The 20,626-nt window shown below is 64.7% G+C and carries 15 protein-coding genes; 9 read left to right on the plus strand and 6 right to left on the minus strand.

Features of this window, described 5'->3' with window-relative positions:
* Window positions 1–174: 174 nt before the first annotated feature.
* From BSF38_RS07955 to BSF38_RS07965, 3 genes are all read right to left on the minus strand, one after another.
* Window positions 175–1,026 carry a hypothetical protein gene (locus BSF38_RS07955; protein WP_076344558.1) on the minus strand — a complete coding sequence of 284 codons (852 nt, stop codon included), beginning with the start codon at window positions 1,024–1,026 and terminating at the stop codon, window positions 175–177.
* Between the two features lie 169 nt (window positions 1,027–1,195).
* Window positions 1,196–2,548: an ammonium transporter gene (locus tag BSF38_RS07960; protein ID WP_420819239.1), complete on the minus strand. Its 1,353-nt coding sequence runs from the start codon at window positions 2,546–2,548 to the stop codon at window positions 1,196–1,198.
* Window positions 2,549–2,996: 448 nt separating this feature from the next.
* Window positions 2,997–4,388, minus strand: a complete 1,392-nt coding sequence (locus tag BSF38_RS07965; protein WP_076344560.1) for an outer membrane beta-barrel protein — start codon at window positions 4,386–4,388, stop codon at window positions 2,997–2,999.
* Window positions 4,389–5,021: 633 nt separating this feature from the next.
* On the opposite strand from BSF38_RS07965, the gene BSF38_RS07970 reads away from it, so the two are divergent.
* From BSF38_RS07970 to BSF38_RS31275, 3 genes are all read left to right on the plus strand, one after another.
* Window positions 5,022–5,966 carry a glycerophosphodiester phosphodiesterase gene (locus BSF38_RS07970; protein ID WP_076344562.1) on the plus strand — a complete coding sequence of 315 codons (945 nt, stop codon included), beginning with the start codon at window positions 5,022–5,024 and terminating at the stop codon, window positions 5,964–5,966.
* Between the two features lie 358 nt (window positions 5,967–6,324).
* Window positions 6,325–7,035, plus strand: coding sequence for a hypothetical protein (locus BSF38_RS30600; RefSeq protein ID WP_145952019.1), 711 nt, complete (start codon window positions 6,325–6,327; stop codon window positions 7,033–7,035).
* 90 nt (window positions 7,036–7,125) lie between these two features.
* Window positions 7,126–7,278 (plus strand): hypothetical protein, encoded by a 153-nt coding sequence (locus BSF38_RS31275; protein ID WP_168189336.1) that lies wholly within the window; start codon window positions 7,126–7,128, stop codon window positions 7,276–7,278.
* Between the two features lie 7 nt (window positions 7,279–7,285).
* Here BSF38_RS31275 and BSF38_RS07975 read toward each other — a convergent pair whose 3' ends face one another.
* On the minus strand, window positions 7,286–7,633 hold the full coding sequence (locus BSF38_RS07975) for a hypothetical protein (protein ID WP_210405691.1): 348 nt from the start codon (window positions 7,631–7,633) through the stop codon (window positions 7,286–7,288).
* Window positions 7,634–8,094: 461 nt separating this feature from the next.
* Between BSF38_RS07975 and BSF38_RS30605 the strand changes: the two genes are divergently transcribed.
* From BSF38_RS30605 to BSF38_RS29875, 6 genes are all read left to right on the plus strand, one after another.
* Window positions 8,095–8,424, plus strand: a complete 330-nt coding sequence (locus tag BSF38_RS30605; protein ID WP_145952020.1) for a hypothetical protein — start codon at window positions 8,095–8,097, stop codon at window positions 8,422–8,424.
* Window positions 8,425–8,534: 110 nt separating this feature from the next.
* Window positions 8,535–9,656: a DUF1559 family PulG-like putative transporter gene (locus BSF38_RS07980; protein ID WP_076344566.1), complete on the plus strand. Its 1,122-nt coding sequence runs from the start codon at window positions 8,535–8,537 to the stop codon at window positions 9,654–9,656.
* A 177-nt stretch (window positions 9,657–9,833) separates the two neighbouring features.
* Entirely contained in the window at window positions 9,834–10,070 is a 237-nt protein-coding gene (locus BSF38_RS07985; RefSeq protein ID WP_076344568.1) for a hypothetical protein, read from the plus strand.
* Between the two features lie 81 nt (window positions 10,071–10,151).
* Window positions 10,152–11,462 (plus strand): tetratricopeptide repeat protein, encoded by a 1,311-nt coding sequence (locus BSF38_RS07990; RefSeq protein WP_168189338.1) that lies wholly within the window; start codon window positions 10,152–10,154, stop codon window positions 11,460–11,462.
* 20 nt (window positions 11,463–11,482) lie between these two features.
* Window positions 11,483–13,663 carry an FG-GAP repeat domain-containing protein gene (locus BSF38_RS07995; RefSeq protein WP_083712779.1) on the plus strand — a complete coding sequence of 727 codons (2,181 nt, stop codon included), beginning with the start codon at window positions 11,483–11,485 and terminating at the stop codon, window positions 13,661–13,663.
* Entirely contained in the window at window positions 13,645–14,391 is a 747-nt protein-coding gene (locus tag BSF38_RS29875) for a CRTAC1 family protein (protein ID WP_168189339.1), read from the plus strand. Before BSF38_RS07995 ends, BSF38_RS29875 begins: the two co-directional genes overlap by 19 nt.
* A gap of 31 nt (window positions 14,392–14,422) precedes the next feature.
* On the opposite strand, the gene BSF38_RS08000 is transcribed toward BSF38_RS29875, so the two are convergent.
* A complete protein-coding gene (locus BSF38_RS08000; RefSeq protein WP_076344572.1) occupies window positions 14,423–15,895 on the minus strand; it encodes a glutamate synthase subunit beta in 1,473 nt (490 codons plus the stop codon).
* Window positions 15,888–20,465, minus strand: coding sequence for a glutamate synthase large subunit (gltB, locus tag BSF38_RS08005; RefSeq protein WP_076344574.1), 4,578 nt, complete (start codon window positions 20,463–20,465; stop codon window positions 15,888–15,890). Before gltB ends, BSF38_RS08000 begins: the two co-directional genes overlap by 8 nt.
* Window positions 20,466–20,626 lie beyond the last annotated feature (161 nt).

Here is a 20,626-nt window from a genome sequence, read left to right on the forward strand (position 1 = left end):
TACGGCAAACCACAGATCGTAATTTGGGAAGCAGCCCGAAACGCCAGCGAGTGAATGGTCCGGTCGGCGGGGAATTCACTCGCTGGCGCTTCGGACTTCTATTTCGAGACAACGTAATCATATTTGATGATTTAATAATCCGTTCTTTGTCGGGGCTCCATCCTGGCCGCCGCGCTAGCGAACGGCCCGGAGCAATTGCCGGGGCACTGACGTCGGTTCGCCGGTCCACTCGCCGTCGAGCAGGGTGACGCGCACGGCTCGATGATCGCCGAACTGCTCGCCCGTCGAGGTCCGGATTCCCGCAAGGCTCGACGGCTGGCTGTCGTCGTCGACCCGGACCTCGGAGCCGTTGGGCAGCAAGAACGTCGATCCATCCCGAAGAGCCACTCTCCAGCCGTTGAACACTTTAACGTCGATGACCGCTTTGGCCCCGACGCGATGCCTGAAAGTCATCGAGTCGATCTTCCAGCGAAGAGTTCCTTCGGTCACGAGAGCGGGCGCCGCAAGGAGGATCGTCATCGTCGACAGCGCGCCGAGTCGAAGTCGGCGCGGGGAGGCGACGGCCGGAGCCGCTTCCACCTTGGCCGCGAACTTCCGCGCCAGCGAACCACCAGTCAGGGCGGCGAGCAACTGGAGAAGCAGCAGCAGACCGGGAATAACGCCATAGGCGACGACCATCGCACCGATCTCGGACGATTCGAGCCAGTCTCCCAAGGTCGTGGAAACCAGGACCGACTCAAGGTACGAGAGCAACGGCTTGAGCCCAACCGCCGTGCCGAGAACGGCGAGCAGTCCGACGACGACGAATCCGAGTCGGAACGGTCTCGTTTGATCTCGCCGCCAGACCAGGCGAGTGAGTACGACGGCCAAGATATTCGCCATCGGCAGCGTCCCCAATAAGAGCACATCGAGCGCTCCCGTGAGAACCCCGGGACGGATTCGAATCGACCGGATCGCCATGCAGTCGACGGCGACGGCGAACACGACGATCATGACCGAATTGACCGAGAGGCGGGGTAACTTCACGGCATCCCTCCACTGGACGACGACAAGCTCCTGTACGCGTGGGGCCTTACCTTACTCCAGTCCCAAGGCGGGTCCACCCCGAACGACTTCGAAAAGCAACGAAAGGGCCCGGCCGGGAGACGTTCCAGGCCGGGCCCTTCGGGTTTCTTGCTTTCTTGCTCGCGCTGAATTACGAGGTGACGATCAGCTCTTCCTCGACGACGACATGCTTGGAATGGCCGACGCCGCTGAGCAGGCCGTTGAGCCGCCAGGCCGCCTCGCCGTGCTGGCTGAGGTCGAGGCCGGTGTACTCCTGGTCTTCGGGGACGCGGAGCGGGACGATGAGGTCCACCAGCTTGTAGAGGATCATCGAGCCGACGAACGAGAAGACGGCGACGATCACAAGCGCGATCATGTGGTACATGAACGTCTCGGTCTTGCCGTACTTCAGGCCGACGTCCGTGGCGTAGATCCCGGTGGCGATCATCCCGACCATGCCGCCGACGCCGTGGCAGGGGAAGACGTCGAGCGTGTCGTCGAGGGTCGACTTCGTCTTGAGATGCACGGCCATGTTCGAGAGCACGCTCGCGACCAGGCCGATGACGATGCTCTCGCGGACCGTGACGAAGCCGGCGGCGGGCGTGATGGCCACCAGGCCGACGACGGCCCCGATGCAGGCGCCCATCGCCGACGGCTTACGGCCCCGAATCCAGTCGAAGAACATCCAGCCCAGCATCGCGACGGCCGACGCCGTGTTGGTGGTCGCGAAGGCCAGGGCCGCGGTGCCGTTGGCCGCCCCGGCCGAGCCGGCGTTGAACCCGAACCAGCCGAACCAGAGCATGCCCGTGCCGAGCATCACGTAGGGGATGTTCGCCGGTTCATGGGCGACGTTGGCCTGGTGCGTCTTGCGACGCCCGAGGATCATCGCTCCGGCGAGCGCCGCGAACCCGGCCGACATGTGGACGACCGTGCCGCCGGCGAAGTCCTTCACGCCCCACTTGAAGAAGATCCCCTGGGGGTGCCAGGTCATGTGCGCGAGCGGACAGTAAATCAACAGGCTGAACAACACCATGAACAGCAAGTAAGCCGAGAACCGCACCCGCTCGGCGAACGAGCCGGTGATCAAGGCCGGCGTGATGATGGCGAACTTGAGTTGGAACATCGCGAAGACCAGCAGCGGGATCGTCATCTTGAGCGCCCCGTCGCCCGTCCCCAAGGTCACCGGCGCGGCGCTGACGTTGTCGAACATGAAGAACGTCAGCGGATTGCCGATCACACCGCCGATGTCGTCACCGAACGCCAGGCTGAAACCCACCACCACCCACAAGAGGCTGATGACGCCGAGCGCGATGACGCTCTGAAGCATCGTCGAAACCACATTCTTGCTGCTGACCATTCCCCCGTAGAAGAACGACAACCCCGGCGTCATCAGCAACACCAAGGCCGACGCCGTCAGCATCCAGGCGACGTCGCCCGTGTTCAGCGTGTCTCCCGGCGGGAGGGCCTTTCCCGTTGCGGGAATCACCGTGGCCAGAACGGCCATCACAACCAGAATCAGGAAGGGGAATACTGCGCGTTTCATAGGCGTGTCCTTCTAGTTTCGAGGCACTGGAGAGTCTTCCGCAATCCTCTGCTCCAGGAGACCAGGCCCGTCCGTTCGCTGTCTCGAAAGTCGCAAGGCGACTATTTATCGAGGTTTAGGCGAACAGGCGGATCACTTGAGGAGCGGCAAGCGGGAGGATGCCGGCTACGAAAGACCTTCCTGAAGCAAGACTCGTGCCATGCGAAGAAACTGAGCGAAGGACTTATCAAGACGTGTAGGCGGAAGGAACGCCGCGCGGGCGGGAGAGACGCCCACGACGTTCGATTCAAGCGAGCGAGAGGTGAAAGGCGGGGGGCGGCTCATCGGGGACGATCACAGTGCGAGTGCAGTCGAGATACGCGGGCGGGAGAGACGCCCACGAAGGCTCTGACTCAGAGCGGCGGTCGAATCACCAGAGGAAAATCACGTCGACCGCCAGGGTGAACTGGCTGTTGCGCGTGTTGTCGTTATAGGCCGCGTGGTATTGCGACCAGTCGTACCGGGCTTCAGGGCGAATCCAGATGTTCGGATTCGGCTTATAGATAGCGCCCACGGTCTGTTCATAGTAGGTGTCGCCGACGAACTGGTTGTTGATCATCTTCTGGGTCCGGGCGCCCTGCGGGTCCCAGAACACTTCCGATCGCCAGACGCCGGTGATCTTCGGGTGGAACTGGTAGAGGAACCAGTTGCCGTAGCTGAACCACGTGGCGCTGCGGGGTTGGCCGTTCTCGCCGCCCGAGCCGAGGCCGGGGATCGAGCGTTCCCACCCCTGGTCGGTTTCCATGACCTGCGTGAGCTTATCATTCCACTTATGCGTGCCGACGGTCGTGAACAGCGTTCGATCGTTGCGGAAGTAGCCGGGATTGGGGAGGCCGGCGATGGACGGAACGTTCACGTAGCCCGTGGGATAGATCTGTTGACCGTTCGGCAATTGGTTGGGGAACTGGTTCGGCCCCCAGACGACGGTCGTCGCGAGGGTCGTCTTCTCGTCCTTGCTCGTCCAGGAGAAGCCGCCGATGTATCCCCAGGCGAACCTCTCGTCGACCCAGCGGTCCCAGCCGTTGATGGCGCCGTTGTAGAGGTTGATCTTGTCGGTGACATGCCAGGTGGTCAGAACGCCGAGGTGGGTGAACGGCTGGCCGTAGTTGAACATGTAAGGCACCGACAGCAACGGACGTGCGATCGCCGGCACCTGTTCATACCCAGCGATCGTGTACCAACGTCCCCCCTTGACGTCGATGCCGCCTTCCGTCAGAAACGGTAGGTGCACTTCGCCGTAGAGCTGGGCCATGTCGTAGCCCGAGAACGAGTTCAGCTTGAATGCGTTGTTAGCGAACCCCTGCATATAGTTGAACTGCCAGTCGTTGCCGAACAGGCTGTCGACGCGGAACCCGAAGTTGATCTCGTCGTTCTGCTCGAGGGGATTCTCTACGACGATGTAATACTGGTTCCCCTGCCACGAGTTCGCCCGGTGGTTTGGGTTCACCCCGAAGTTCTCGCCGTCCTTGGGCTTGCCGTTGGTATTGCCGGTATAGCTGTTCTGAATCCAGCCGTAGATCTTGACCGGCGACTCCTCGTAGCCCAGCAGGTCTTGAAGGTGCTTGACCTGCCCTTCCTTGTCGGCGTCGGCGGCTTCCGTGGCGGCCTCGGCGGTGGTCGACTCGCCGCCGCCGATCTCGCGGTCGGAGGCGGGAACATTCAGATCGACCGGATTGACCGGAACCTCGCCGGTCGGGGAAGGCAGCGGAGGAGCCTCGGCCGCCCCTTGGGGAGCTTCGCCAGCGGTGACGGCGTTCTGCACCCTCTGGACCGCGCTATCATTGGTCAGTGCGCTCGGGGAAGACGTGCGGAGTCGACTCGGGGCCGGCGCGGGAGCCGCCGGCTCGGGACTCTGGCCGCGAAGATAACTCGCCCCCCAAGGCGCATCAGGACGCACCGCGACTCCCCCACGCGAGGGCTTCGCCTCAGCTCCACCGAAGAACCGACGCAACCGGCTCCCCACTCTAGACGAGTTCTTTTCGTTATCGGCTTCCTGGCCGTTCGCCAACGCTTGAGATGCCAGGAAGCAAACCGCGATACAGCACGTCCAGTGCCGTATCGTCGGCCATGACCGGTTCGTCATCGGGTTACTCGTTTCTCGATCTGGGCGATTGCGCGTCGAACTCTCCTTGTCCCGACTGCGCAACATGCCGGACATAACGATACCGTGTATAAAGTCGGAAAAACCGGGACGGCCGATCACCGATTCACTTCCGAATTCGTAAAACCGGACCAGGTCGATCGGATTTCGGCCCCGCGGCGGGAATCGAAGGACGCTCGCCAAGCTGCAGACCCGCGAATGAATGAAACTTAAGAATCAACACAGGGTTGCGACGCCGAACAAATCCTCAAGTTCCGGCTTGAGATCGAACCACACCTCGCGAAGGAGACGTATATGGACAACCGTTTCATCGAACTTCTCAAGTCGAAGCGACGTGCGCCCGTCGTCGTGGCTCATCGCGGCGACTCGTTCCACGCGCCGGAGAACACCCTGGAAGCCGGCCGCGCGGCCAAGAAGGCCGGCGCGCACGCCTGGGAGATCGACGTCCAGCTCACGCGCGACGGCGTCCCCGTCCTGCTCCACGACGAGAGTCTGAAGCGCACGACCGACGTTGCCATGAAGTTCGCCGGCGACCCGCGCGGCAAGAGCGGCTGGTACGTCTCCGACTTCGACTGGAAGGAAGTCGAAACCCTCGACGCCGGCTCGTGGTTCGTCGCCGAATCGGGCGGCTACCGCTCGGCCAAGCAGTTCGGCACTCTGAACGCGCTCGGCGACGCCCGCAAAGTCTTCGCAACCGGTGCCGTCCGCATCCCCACCCTTGAACAGACGCTCCGGCTCACGGCCGAACTCGACTTCCTGATCAACGTCGAACTGAAATCGTTTCCCGAAGGCTACCCCGGGTTGGCGCGGACCGTTCTGGAGACGATCGAGCGGACCGAGACAGCCTCGCGGGTCTTGATCTCCTGCTTCGACCACCGCGAGCTGGCCAAGCTCCGCACCCTGACGGCCGGCTCGCCGGATCGCGCCGTGCCGCTCGGCGTCTTGCAGAGCAATCCCCTGCATCGCCCGGGCCTCTACACGTCTCAGATCGTCGGCGCGCAGACCTGCCACCTCTCGGCCGACTGCCTCGGCGCGCATTCGACCGCCTACCGGGCGTCGTCGTCGGTAGGCGCCCTCTGGAAAGACGTGATCGACGACCTCCGCGCCACCCAGGTCCCGCTCCTGGTCTGGACCGTCAACGCCCACGGACCCGGCAGCCTGACCGACCACCTCGCCCAGCTTGGCGCGGAGGGGCTAATCACCGACGATCCGGCCGGCATGCTCCGGTCGTTCGGCTGACGAGATTCTACTTGCTCAATCTGACCAGGGCCGAGGCTCCGATGATTTTGCCATTTTTTGCTGAGTGGACTAATATAGTTGACTCGCTGCTAACGAACAAGTAATTTTGAGTGCGCCCAAGAAGGCCATGTCGGTTTTGAGATGTCTGCCTTTCACTCTCTCCAGGAGATGCAACATGTCAATTCTATCGCTTCGGCAATGCGAAAAGCGGCGCAGCAGGAACTTCGTCCCCGCGTGGTCTGCGAAATCGGGGTACGGACGGTTGGAAGCTCGAGCCCTCACGGCCCCTATGATCTTCCGTCGGCCTCCAGCCGACTCGCAGTCACTTCAGGACGGAACTTGGGCCGGCGCGAACGGCTTGCTGGGCAACGCCGGCCTCAACGCAGCCCAGGTTCTCGGGTCGATCTCCGCTAACCCCCCCGGCACGACTACCGCCCTGGAATCAGCATCTATAAACGTTATAGACACGGGCAATTCCAATCCTCCCGCTCTACCTACTGGGACCGGCGCGGTCACGGCAGGTTCGGATCTCAACATAAAGATCTTCGGCACGGGGAACGGATTCGTCGCAGCTGGCACAGCATCCAACTTCATCAGGAATTACGTTCTCGCCGACACCGTCGCCGCAGGAGGTCCTGCGGCGTTCGTGGAGGAGACCTTTTCATACGATTTGACCGCTACCGGCGGTAACATTATCTACCTTTCGAATCTCACTACTCCAGCACTTACGGTCCGGGGTGCCATGAACCAGGTGACGGTCGGAAGTGCGGCTAATCCTGACCTTGTTACTTTCCCAGCTGCCCTTAATTCCGGAATCATCACGACTGGCCAGGAAAAGATTAAATACAATTTCACCACAGGCACAGGCACCGTGCATCTCGATCTGACCGCGACGCTACCCGTGGGCGCTTTGCCTGGTGCGGGATCGAATCCCAATGGGACGGCCATTGGAGTTCCATGGGGCGTTCAGTTCAACAACAACCTGGGCCAATTCTCGAGCACGAATGCAACTGCGGATCTTCGCATGTCCTATTCGCTACAGATCTCAAACAATCCATTCCAGTTGTAGGCTAACCTGCCAACTCTTGGCCGATTGCCTGGGCGCTCATTCGACGGCCTACCGGAAATCAGCTTCGGTGAGCGCCTACTGGAAAGACATATGATCGACGACCTCCGCGCCAGCCGGGTATCGTTCCCGGTCTGGACGGTCAACGCCCCTGGGCCGAGTAGCCTGACCGACTACATGGCCCAGCTTGGCGCGGAGGGCCTCATCACCGACGACCCAGCCGGCGTGCTCCGGTCGTTCGGCTGACGAGGATCTACTTGCTCGACCTGACCAGCGCCGCGGCGCCGCCAGCCGCGCCGACGGCGACCAGCAGCGTGGCCAGCAGCCGAGGCTGCCATTCCAGAGCGACCGGCCCGCCAGTCTCGGCCAGGGGATAGACGATCGAGCCGAGGATCTCGTAAGCGATCGTCGCCAGGGCCACACCGACCAGCCCTCCAAGGACGGCCGCCGGAATGCGCCGGGGCTCGCCAAGGCCGAGGGCCAGTCCGGCCGCCACGCCGATGGGAAGCCACAAGCCCAGGTGCATAAGAACGGATCGTAGCAACTCGCCGGGACCGGCGTCCTCCGCGTCCAGGTAGAGGGACAGAACGGGCCAGGCCACCGCAGATCCGAGACCACCACCCACAATCAAACCGATCGTCGCGCCGAGGATCGCGGTTAAGCCGCTCCTCCGAGCGAAGCCACCCGCCAGCCCGACGCCCAGCCCGAGCATTCCTCCCAGCAGGGCGGATCTTAACGCCACCTCCTTGATCTGCGCCGCCCTCCGCGTGTTCGACGAAGGGCCTTGGTAAGTCGAGCCCGGGATTGAGATCGTGGTAAGGGCCGGCTTGAATTTGACCGCCTCCGTCTCCCCGATTCCCCCAGCGACGATTCCGACGACGAATGCGGTCAGGATCGCCCACCGTATCGGATTCGCCGGAGCCTGGAAGCGAGTACGGCCATCGCCCTTGACCGACGTCGCTGATTCTGCAGACGTCGACTCGCGCGATGGGTCCATGGACGGCGAAGGTTCGTTCGATGTCATAACGTCGGTCCTGTTTGAAAAAGTTGACGACCAGAGGAATGAATCATGTGACGACGAGGCCCATCGACGCCTCGCCCCCTTTGGTTTTCGAGGATACCACGTCCCAGGCGGTCCGGCGAAATACAGCATTGCAGATGCGACTGGCCACGGACGATCGGGTATCCATTCCGCACCAGGACGAGGACCGCGCCTATGCCGAACGAGCGAATGCGACTGGATTTACCAAAAATCCGTCAAATTCAAGCAAGATTTCCGCCATGAACACCGAAGTGACTTGGCTTCATAGAAGGGTTTTCCTGCGCGAATTCATTAAGATTCCGGCACGCCCCAGCGGTTTTCTGAAACCGCAAGAATTAAGACTTCGATAAGAAGGTGAGCGAATGATTGTGCAACACTGATTGAAGAGTTAAGCTCACTCGCGCAGCACATTTCTTCCCGCAGGGTCGTCATTGCTGGGCGTTATGCCCGGAGGTATCTCATGGATCGGCGTCGGGGTTTCACGTTGATCGAGCTGCTGGTCGTGATCGCCATTATCGCGGTCTTGATAGCGCTCTTGCTTCCCGCCGTACAGTCGGCGCGCGAAGCGGCGCGTCGCGCGCAATGTGTGAACAATCTGAAGCAATTAGGACTCGCGATGCATAACTACGTGTCCCAGAACGATACGTTCCCGCCGGTGGTGCAGAACGGCGGCCTGATCGTCTGGAATAATTTCGGCGGCCTTTATTTCGATCCGTGGCCGCTTGACTGGACGGCTTCCATCCTGCCGCAGATGGAGCAGCAGCCACTGTACAACGCCCTGAACTGGGGGCTTAGCAGCGGCTTCGGCGGAGCTGGGTGGGACCAACAGAACACGACGGTCCTGGCCACGCAGCTCTCCAGCGTCCTGTGCCCGTCGGAGAACCTCAAGAACACGACGCAAGGGCCGGGCACCCGCAAGAACTACATGGCCAGCATCGGCGGTCCGGCCAATTTCATGGCGTGGAGCGGCATCCTCGTACCGCTCAAGGACGGCACGAACAACTGGATGGGCGCCCCCACCAGTTCCAACTGCGGGCAAACGGTCGGGTTCGAGTCGATCACCGACGGATCCTCCAATACCGCTTTGATCAGCGAGTCGCTGATCGGCTCCGGCCCATCCTCACCGATTCCCCTGTCTTCGACGACCCGACGCGGCACGTATATGTGGAAACCGGGCCTGACTAACAACTTGAATCAAGGGCCGGCGGGCGGGCCTTCCGCTCAGCAGTTCGTCCAAGCCTGCATGGCCATACCCGGCAGCCAAATGTCGTTCGGCCCGGGGGCACCCCCGAACGGCAACTACTGGATCGTCGGAAACCCCGGCTCTTGCTTGCTGTGGGACACCTACAACCACTTCTCGCCCCCGAACGGCACCGGTTGCATGGCGGACAACGACCCCAATTCGAGCGCTTACGGGCACGTCGCGGATGCCATGCCCCCTTCAAGCAATCATCCTGGCGGAGTCAACGTCGTCTTCGGCGACGGTTCGGTGAGGTTCATCAAGAACTCCATTAGTATTCCGGTCTGGTGGGCGATCGGTACCCGCAACGGCAACGAGATCGTCTCGGCCGACCAGTATTAATCCGGCGCGCGTCCGCTTCGACCAACTTCCACGTCGGTCAAGGCGACCTTGTCCTTCGCCCTTTGTCTTCGAGCTATTCTACTACCAGGTGACAGACATCGGCCGGGGTGCGAGTGACGCCCCCCGGGCCGGTTCGAAATTCCCACTTTCGCGAAAGCTAATTCCAGGGAGAGTTTGATGAAGCGATTCGTCTCGTGCTTCGCCGCTGGCATCCTGGCCCTTGCCATCGTTGGTTGTGGCGACTCAGGCGTCACCGAGGGGACCGTGCCCTTCAAGGCCACCGACACCAATACGAAGCAGTTCGAGGACATGAAGAAGCAGATGATGGCTAACGTCAAGGGGCCCACCCCTAAGAAGACGGCCTCACCGGCGGTGAAGCCAGCGGCCACGGCCGAGCCCGAAAAGAAAAACTGAAACAGGGCAAGCCAAGCAATGACCAGACGACGGCTGCTTCGCGCCCGCGCGGCGGCCGTCGCCATGGAGTCGAGTATACATATGATGAAATCTCGAAATCGTCAATGGATGTTCCTCGGCGCCCTGGCGGTATTGCTCGCGGTCGGGTTGCTTTCCAGCCGCCGTCCCCTGGCCGACGCCCTTTATGATAGGGCCAGGGCCGAGTATCAGGCGGGCCACCAAGAGAGCGCTCGAAGGTACGTCGGCGTCTTGAGTGTGCTGCGACGACCGACGCCCTTCGATCGCCTGTTGCGTGGGATGCTCGCCGCGTCGGATCAGCGGTTGGACGAGGCGTTCGCCGAACTCGCCGCGATCCCCGACGGGCATCCCCTGGCACCTCCGGCTCGGATCGTCGCCGGCCAGGCGGAGCTGCGCAGGGGGCGAATTCGCGACGCCGAGACGTACTTCCTCGACGCCGTGCGGCTCGCCCCCTATGCGCTTCAGGCTCGTCGCGAGCTGGCGTACATCTACAACATCCAGCATCGCCAGACCGAGATGGACGACCAGCTCGAAGCGTTCGGCGAGCTTCAAACTTTGAATTTTGCTTACGTCTTGCTCTGGAGCAAGACGCGAACCGTGGGATGGAGCCCCAAGGCCGACATGCCCACGCTTCGCAAGTACGTCGACGCCGATAAGGACGATCGATGGTCGCGGCTGGCCCTCGCCGAAGGTTTGCGGCGACAAGACGACCTTGATGGCGCCCAGGCGCTGATGGACGAGCTGGAGGAGTCCGATCCCGAGGGGCTGGCCATGCGAGCGACCCTCGCTCTCGACCGGGGCGATTTTCCGACGGCGGAATCGCTGATCGCGAGTGGGAGTCGCGACAACCCCGCGCTCGCCCGCCTACGCGGCCAGCTCGCGCTGCGGAAGCGCGATGCGGACGCCGCCGTCGAAGCCTACCGGATCGCCTACGACGCCGACCCGCTCGACCGCTCATCGGTCTTCGGCCTGGGCACCGCGCTCCACATGAAAGGCGACGAGACGGCCGCCGCGCCCTACCTCGCCGCCGCCCGCAAACAGGACGCCCTCTTCGCGATCGTCGCCTACGCCGCCACCGAGAAGGGGGAGAAAGATCCGGAGGTCCCCCGCAAACTGGGCCTCGCCTGCGCCGAGGCCGGGCGCATCCCCGAGGCGCGCGCCTGGCTGAAACTGGCGATCAAGAACGACCCGCTGGACCGCTCGACGCAGCAATCGCTCTACCAGCTCGACAAGGAACATCCTCCCCAATTCGCCGGCCTGAGCCGCACCCTCCCCTCGAACTCGCCCGACGGCTTGGTCCAGCAAGGCAGCCTTGCCGGCGTGCCGCGCCAGCGGAAGAATGGATCAACCGAACCCGTCGTCTCACCGCGTTGAACTCTCATGAAGCCAGGCCGATGACTCGCCGACTCTTCATCCTTACCGGATGGTTCGCCCTCGCGACGACGATCGCGGTCGCGGCCGTCTGGGCGACGAGCCTGTACATGATCCGCGGCAGCCTCGACCGGGCCGATCGGGAGATGGAGGCCAGCGACTACACGGCGGCCGCCGCTCGGCTGCGCGCGATCCGTCGCTGGCAGCCGTCCGACCCTGAGATCGCCTTCCGACTCGGCGTCTGCGAAGAGCATCTCGACCGCCCCGACGCCGCAATCGCCGCCTGGGCCTCGGTCGCCACGGAAAGCCCTTACTGGGGCCCGGCCGCGCACGGACGGGCGCGGCTCGCGATCAAGCACCTCGGCGCGTTTCGCGACGCCGAAACGCTGCTCACGGCTTTGAGAGATCGCAAAGACCCCGCGTCGGCCCGGAGCGACTGGATGCTCGCCGAACTCTGGATCTGGCAAGGCCGGATGGGCGAGGTTCGCCGCGTGTTCGAGGGCTTGTTCGGGAAGGTCCGCAGCGACGACCGCCGCACGGCGCTCCGCGAACACTGGCGACTCGACGCCATGCTCGAAGGCCGCGAGGACGCCGACCAACCGCTCCAGGCGGCGACCGAGCGCTCGCCCGACGACGACCGCGCCTGGCTCGCGCGCGCGAACATCGCGCTGCGTTCGGGAAAGCTCGACGAAGCCGGCGACTGGCTTCGTCGCTGCGAGGCGCAAGGCAAGGGCGACGCCGCCGTCAACCGCCTTCGGGTCCAATGGGCGATGTCCGCCGACCGGCCCGACGAGGTGCGCCGGGGACTGCTCGATCTCTCCGCCGACCGTCTTGAGCCCGTCGACGCGCTCGCCATCCGGGCCTGGACCGCCGGCCGCGCCCACGACAACCGAGCCGAGGCCGACGCCCTCGAAGGACGACTCGCAATCGAGCCCGACAGCGTATCGGCCCTCGATCGACTGGCCGTTCTGGCCGCCGAGAGAGGCGACCGCGAGCGGGCCGTCGAGATCCGTCGCAACCGCGCCAAGATCGAGGAGGACCGCCAGGCGTATCGTCGCCTCATGATCGGCGACCTCCAGGTGCTCACCCCGGCTCGACTCGAAGACTGCGCCCGGCTCGCTGAAGCCCTGGGCCGGACCTTCGAAGCCCGAGGTTGGTGGACCCTCGTCCTCGAACGCGCCTCGAACTCCAAGGTCGCGCGCGAACGCCTCGAAGCCCTCGCCGCCCAGCCTCCCCGACCGACGCGGGTCTCGACCGCCGAGTTCCAGAGCCTGCTGGCTAGCCTCGTCAGCAGTTCGCTCGCGAAGGAAACCGAGGGAGTCGCGACGAAAACCCGAGGGCTCGCGTTCGTCGATCGGGCGAAGGATGCGGGCCTCGCCTTCGTCTACGAGAACGGCGAGACCGAGATTCACCAGATTCCCGAAACGATCGGCGGCGGCGTGGGCCTGCTCGACTACGACGGCGACGGCCGGCTCGACGTCTACTTCACACAAGGCGGCGCGATTCCTCCGACTTCCCCGCAGACCTCACGCGACCGCCTGTTCCGCAACAAGGGCGACGGCGCGTTTGAGGACGTCACCGCGCGGTCGGGCCTGGCGACGACGACCGGCGGTTACGGATTCGGCGTTTCGGTCGGCGACTACGACGGCGACGGCCGCCCCGACCTGTTCGTCACGCGGTGGCGAAGTCATGCGCTCTACCGCAACAAGGGCGATGGAACCTTCGAGGACGTCACCGAGGCGATGGGCCTGGGGGGCGACCGCGACTGGCCGACCTCGTCGGCGTTCGCCGACCTCGACGGCGACGGCGACCTCGACCTCTACGTCTGCCATTACCTGGCCTGGGACGCCCAGCATCCGACCCTCTGCCCGAACTCACGCGGGACGAATCGGTATGTGTCGTGCTATCCCCCGTCGTTCCCCGCACTGCGGGACCGCCTGTTCCGCAACGACGGCGGTCGATTCGTCGATGTTACGGTAACGGCCGGTATCGACGATCCGGACGGCCGGGGCCTGGGCGTCGTCGCCGCCGATCTCGACGACGACGGCCTCATCGATCTGGTCGTCGCCAACGATATGTCGGCCAACCTCTTCTATCGAAACAAGGGGGGGATGCGGTTCGAGGAGTTCGCGCACGAGGCAGGCCTGGCCGGCAACGCCGAGGGGGCTACCAGGCGGGCATGGGCGTGGCCTGCGGCGACCTAGACGGCGACGGCCGGCCCGACCTGGCCGTCACCAATTTCTACGGCGAGTCGACGACGCTGTTCCACAACCTGGGCGGCGGGTTGTTCGTCGACCAGTCGGCGAACCTCGGCCTCCGCGCGGCGAGCCGGTTCCTGCTCGGCTTCGGCGCGGCGTTCCTCGACGCCGACAACGACGGCCGGCTCGAACTGGCGACGGCCAACGGCCACGTCAACGACCATCGCCCCGCCCTGCCCTTCGCCATGCCCGCGCGGCTGTACGCCGGCGACGGTCGCGGCAAGCTCAACGACGTCTCGGACGCCAGCGGCGAGCCCTGGCGGACACCTCACATCGGCCGAGGCCTGGCGGTAGGTGACCTCGACGACGACGGCAAGGTCGACCTTCTGATCGTCAGCCAGAACGAGCCGGCGACGTATCTGCACAACGAGAGCGCGAACGTCGGCCGGTTCATCGGATTCCGGTTGGAAGGAACGAAATCGAACCGCGATGCCGTCGGCGCGCGCGTCAGCGTGACGGAGGCGGGCCGGCGGTCAACGTCCTGGCGGACGGGGGGAGGGAGCTACCTGTCGGCCTCCGATCCCCGGCTTCGGTTCGGCCTTGGCGACGCGGAGAAGGCCGATCTCGTGGAAGTGCGCTGGCCCTCGGGTCGCGTGGATCAGTTCCGCGACCTGAGGGCCGGTGCGTACTACCATCTTCGGGAAGGCGAGCCCCCGGCGGCCGCGACGCGGTGAGGCGTCGGGCCGGATCGGGAGGATGACTCGCTCAGGCGAACGGCCGCTGGCTGTTGCCGTAGTCGAGCGGGCGGGGCAGGTCGGACGAGCCCATCAGGAACGCGTCGATCGACGCGGCGGCATGGCGGCCTTCGGCGATCGCCCAGACGATCAGGCTCTGGCCTCGGGTCATGTCGCCGGCGGTGAAGATCTTGTCGACGCTGGTGCGGCGGTCGGCGTCGCTCTTGACGTTGCCCATCGGGTCGAGCGCGACGCCGAGCTGTTCAAGCATCCCCGGGCGTTCGGGCCCGACGAATCCCATTGCGAGCAAGACGAGATCGGCCTGATAGACCTTCTCGCTGCCCGGGATCTCGACGAACTTGGGACGGCCATTCTCGACGACCATCTCGACGCGGACGGTTTCGAGGGCCGTGACCCGGCCGTTCTCGCCGATGAATCGCTTGGTATTGATCGCGAATTCGCGCACGCCCCCTTCTTCATGGGCCGACGAGACGCGGAAGACGTTCGACCACTGGGGCCAAGGGTTCGAGGGCGTCCGGGTGTCCGGGGGGCGGGGGACGATCTCGAACTGGTGGACGCTCCGGCAGCCGTGACGGTGGACGGTCCCGAGGCAGTCGGCCCCGGTGTCGCCGCCGCCGATGATGATGACGTGCTTATCCTTGGCGTGCAGGTGCGGGCTCTCGGGGACGGCGTCGCCGGCCACCCGCTGGTTCTGCGGCGTCAGGAAATCCATGGCGGGCAGGATGCCCCCGAGCGTCCGCCCCTCGATCGGCAGGTCGCGGGCCTGGGTCGCTCCGCCGCAGAGGCAGACGGCGTCGAAGTCGGACAGGAGCGCTTCGGCTGGTATATCGACGCCGATGTTCACTCCCGCCTTGAAGACGACCCCTTCGGCCTCCATCTGGACGAGCCGGCGGTCAAGGACGCGCTTCTCCATCTTGAAGTCGGGAATGCCGTACCGCAGCAAGCCGCCGATCCGGTCGGCCCGCTCGAAGACCGTCACCGAGTGGCCGGCGCGGGCGAGCTGCTGGGCGGCGGCCAGGCCGGCGGGGCCCGAGCCGACGACCGCCACCTTCTTGCCGGTCAGCGTCTTGGGGGGCTCGGGCTGAACCCAGCCTTCGTCCCAGGCGCGGTCGATGATGCCGACTTCGATCTGCTTGATCGTCACCGGGTCGCTGTTGATCCCCAGCACGCACGACGCTTCGCACGGCGCGGGGCAAAGGCGGCCGGTGAACTCCGGGAAGTTGTTCGTCTCGTGGAGGCGGTCGATGGCCATCCGCCACTGGTCGCGATAAACCAGGTCGTTCCAGTCCGGGATCAGGTTGCCCAGCGGACAGCCCTGATGACAGAACGGAATCCCGCAGTCCATGCACCGCGCGCCCTGCGCCTTGAGCTTCTCGTCCGGGAACGGGTTGTAGACTTCGAGATAGTCGTGCACCCGCTCCGGGATGGGGCGTCGCGTCGGCAACTCGCGGGGAAACTCGATAAAACCGCTCGGCTTACCCATGGGTCACCTCCATTTGCGCTTCCGCCTCTCCGACTTGCTCCGCGGCCTTTTTCTTCTGCTCGATCAGGACACGACGATAATCGAGGGGCATCACCTTCACGAATTTGCTCGCCGCCCATTCCCAGTCCGAGAGCAGCCGGGCGGCCACGGTGCTGCCGGTGTAGCCGGCGTGCTGGATCAGCAGATCGCGAATCAGATCGAGGTCGTCCGATTCGGTCGTCTTTTCGAGGTCGACCATTTCGAGGTTGCAGCGGGTCGCGAAGTCGCCGGACTCGTCGAGCACGTAGGCGACGCCGCCGCTCATGCCCGCCGCGAAGTTCCGGCCGGTCAGGCCGATCACGACGGTCACGCCGCCGGTCATGTACTCGCAGGCGTGGTCGCCGGTCCCCTCGACGACGGTGTGGGCGCCGCTGTTGCGGACGCAGAACCGTTCGCCGGCCCGTCCCCGGAAGAACGCCTGCCCGGCCGTCGCCCCGTAGAGCGCGACGTTGCCGATCAAGACGTTGTCCTCGGCGAGGTACTTCGCCGTCTTGGGGGGATACACGACGATCTTGCCGCCCGAGAGGCCCTTGCCGACGTAGTCGTTCGAGTCGCCTTCGAGCGTCAGGCTGACGCCGCGCGGGGCGAACGCGCCGAAGCTCTGGCCGGCCGAGCCGTGGAACTTGAGCCGGATCGTGTCGTCGGGGAGCCCGACGCCGCCGTACCGCCGCGAGATCTCGCTGCCGAGGATCGTGCCGACGGTCCGGTTCACGTTGCGGATCGGCAGGTCCAGGCTCACCGGCTCGCCGCGCTCTAGCGCCGGCTCGCAGGCCGGGACGAGCGTCGTCCAGTCGAGCGTCTCCTGGATTCCGTGCTCTTGATCGCGGATCTTTCGGACGGCGACGCCCGGCGCGGTCTCGGGCCGGTAGAAGATCTTCGAGAAGTCGAGGCCCCTGGCCTTGTAGTGGTCGAGCGCCTGCTTGGTGTCGAGCAGATCGCTGCGGCCGACCATCTCGTCGATCGTCCGGAACCCGAGCTGGGCCATCAACTCGCGGACTTCCTCGGCGATGAACTTGAAGAAGTTGACGACGTGATCGGCCTGGCCCTGGAACTTCTCGCGAAGCATCGGGTTCTGGGTCGCGATGCCGACCGGGCAGGTGTCGAGATGGCAGACCCGCATCATGATGCAGCCCATCACGACGAGCGGCGCGGTGGCGAATCCGTACTCCTCGGCGCCGAGCAACGCGGCGATCACCACGTCGCGCCCGGTCTTCAACTGACCGTCGGTCTGAACCACGATCCGGTCGCGGAGATTGTTAAGGACCAACGTCTGCTGGGTCTCGGCCAGGCCAAGCTCCCAGGGGATGCCGGCGTGCTTGAGCGAGGTCAGCGGGCTGGCCCCGGTGCCGCCGTCGTGACCGCTGATCAGCACGACGTCGCTGTGGGCCTTGGCGACCCCCGCCGCGACCGTCCCCACGCCGACCTCGGCGACCAGCTTGACGTTGATCCGCGCTCGGGGGTTGCTGTTCTTGAGGTCGAAGATGAGCTGCGCGAGATCTTCGATCGAGTAGATGTCGTGGTGCGGCGGCGGGCTGATGAGACCGACGCCCGGAGTCGAGAACCGGACCTTGGCGATCCACGGCCAAACCTTGTGGCCGGGAAGCTGGCCCCCCTCGCCCGGCTTGGCGCCCTGCGCCATCTTGATCTGAAGCTCGTCGCAGTTGACCAGGTATTCGCTGGTCACGCCGAACCGGCCCGACGCCACTTGCTTGATGGCGCTGCGCTTGCTGTCGCCGTTGGGCAACGTCTTGAACCGCTCGGGATCTTCGCCCCCTTCGCCGGTGTTCGACTTGCCGCCGAGCCGGTTCATGGCGATGGCGAGCGTCTCGTGAGCCTCGGCCGAGATCGAGCCGTAGCTCATCGCGCCGGTGGCGAACCGCTTCACGATCGCTTCGACCGGCTCGACCTCCTCGATCGGGATCGGCGTGCGGTCGTCGTATCGGAACGTGAACAGACCGCGAAGCGTGTTCAGCCGCTCGTTCTGCTCGTCGACGAGCCGGGTGTAGTTCTTGAAGACGTCGTACCGCCCGGCCTGGGTCGCATGCTGGAGCCGGAAGACGGTCTCGGGGTTGAACAGGTGGAACTCGCCGTCGCGGCGCCACTGGTACTGGCCCCCCTCGTCGAGCAGCTCGGGGCCCACCTCGCCGCGCGGCGAGAACGCCCGGGCGTGGTGTTCGAGGGTCTCGCGGCAGATCTCCGCGAGACCGACGCCGCCGATCCGCGACGAGGTCTTGTCGAAGTACTTGCGGACGAACTCATGATCGAGGCCGATCGCCTCGAAGATCTGGGCGCCGCGGTAGCTCTGGATCGTGCTGATGCCCATCTTGGACATCACCTTCACGACCCCCTTCTTGATCGCCTTGCGGTAGCGGTACACCGCCTCGTCGTGCGTCAGGCCCTTGAGCAGTCCCTGGCGGATCATGTCGTCCAGGGTCTCGAACGCGACGTACGGGTTAATCGTCCCGGCCCCGTAGCCCAGCAGCAGGGCGCAGTGGTGGACCTCGCGGGCGTCGCCGCACTCGATCAAGAGCCCGGCCCGGGCGCGAAGCCCCTGGCGGACCAGGTGGTGGTGCAGTCCCGAGCAGGCGAGCAGCGAGGGGATCGGCGCGGTTTCGGCGTCGACGCCGCGATCGGAAAGGATGATCAGGCTGGCGCCCTGCTGGATCGCCTCGCAGGCTTTCTCGAACAGCGACTCCAGCGCCCGCTCCATGCCGGCGGCCCCCTCGGCGGCCGGGAACAGCATCGGCAGCGTCACCGAGGTGAAGCCGCGCCAGCCGTCAAGCTGCTTGAGGCGGGCCAGCTCGTCGTTGTCGACGACCGGCAGATCGAGCGCGATCTGGCGGCACGAGTCGGGCGAAGGTTCGAGCAGGTTCTTCTCGCCCCCCGCCCCGGTGAAGACCGACGTCACCAGCTCTTCGCGGATCGCGTCGAGCGGCGGGTTGGTCACCTGGGCGAAAAGCTGCTTGAAGTAGCTGAACAGCGGCTGGGCGCGGTCGGACAGGACGGCCAGCGGGGCGTCGTTGCCCATCGAGCCGATGGCTTCCTCACCGCGCTCGCCCATCGGGTTGAGAATGTACTTGATGTCTTCAAGTGTGAAACCGAAGGCCTTCTGACGCGTGTACAGCGTCTTGTGGTCGGGCCCGGGGACCTCGGGGGCTTCCGGCAGCTCGGCCAGCGGAACCATGTACTCGCGGAGCCACTTGCCGTACGGCTTGGCCGACGCGATCTCGTGCTTCAGCTCCTCGTCGTCGACGATCCGGCCCTGTTCCAGGTCGACCAGGAACATCCGGCCCGGCTCAAGCCGACCCTTCCGCACGATGTTCTCGGGGGCGATCTGAAGGGCGCCCACTTCCGAGGCCATGATGATCCGGTCGTCGGTCGTGACGACGTAGCGGCTGGGACGCAGGCCGTTGCGGTCGAGCGTCGCGCCGATGGCCTTGCCGTCGGTGAACGCCACCGCCGCCGGGCCGTCCCACGGCTCCATCAAGCAGGTGTGGTAAGCGTAGAAATCCTTCTTCACCTGGGACATCGACTCGTGATTGTTCCAGGCTTCGGGGATCAGCATCATCATCGCGTGGGCGAGGCTGTAGCCCGAGCGAACGAGCAGCTCGACGGCGTGGTCGAGGCAGGCCGTATCGCTCAGCCCTTCGCGAATGATCGGCCGCAGCTTGGCCAGATCGCCGGGCTCGTAGAGGCTCGACTCGAAGAGCGCCTCGCGAGCCCGCATCCAGTTGATGTTGCCGCGGAGCGTGTTGATCTCGCCGTTGTGCGAGATCATTCGGTACGGGTGGGCCAGCTCCCAGCTCGGAAACGTGTTGGTGCTGAACCGCGAGTGGAACATGCAGATCGCGCTCTTCAGAAGCGGATCGCGGAGGTCGTCGGCGTAGTACTCCTCGACCTGGCTCGGCGTGAGCATGCCCTTGTAGACGATCGTCCGGCACGACAGGCTCGGGAAATAGAAGAACTTGTGGTCGTCGAGCCCCGAGTCTTCGATCTCGTTCTCGAACCGCTTGCGCGTCACGTAGAGCTTGCGCTCGAACGTGTCGGCGTCGCGGGTCGCCGGCCCACGGCCGATCATCGCGTGATACACGGCGGGCTCGACCGACTTCGCGCCGTCGCCCAGCGGGCCGTTGTCGGTCTTCAGCCGCCGCCAGCCCAGGAAGACCAGACCTTCGTCGGCGACGATCGACTCGAACAGCTTCATCCCGAACTCTTGCTGCGACGCGTCGGGCGACGTGAAGAACGCCCCGACGCCGTACGTCTCGGGCTCGCCCAGGTCGATCCCCAGCGGCTCACAGCGCGACTTGAGGAACTCGTGGGGAATCTGGATCAAGATCCCCGCGCCGTCGCCGGTGTTGTTCTCGCACCCGCATGCGCCCCGGTGGTCGAGGTTGACCAGCGCGGTCAGGCCGTCGCGGACGATCGCATGCGATTTTCGCCCCTTCAGGTCGACGAGGAATCCCACCCCGCAGCCGTCGTGTTCGTTCATCGGGTCGTAAAGACCCTGGGGAGAAGGGAGTCCAGATCTCATGGCGATGGTCCTTCCGGGACTGGCGTTCAGAGACAAGTGATCGTTGACATTCAAGCCGGAGCCCTCTCGGCGCGACGATCGTAGGGAGGCTGCACGGACGAAACAGATACGGTTTCGACTTTGAACTTCAGGTTTCGACCCTTATCCGACCAGCTCGGCGA

The organism is Paludisphaera borealis (assembly GCF_001956985.1).
In the GTDB taxonomy this organism is placed as follows: Bacteria; Planctomycetota; Planctomycetia; order Isosphaerales; family Isosphaeraceae; genus Paludisphaera; species Paludisphaera borealis.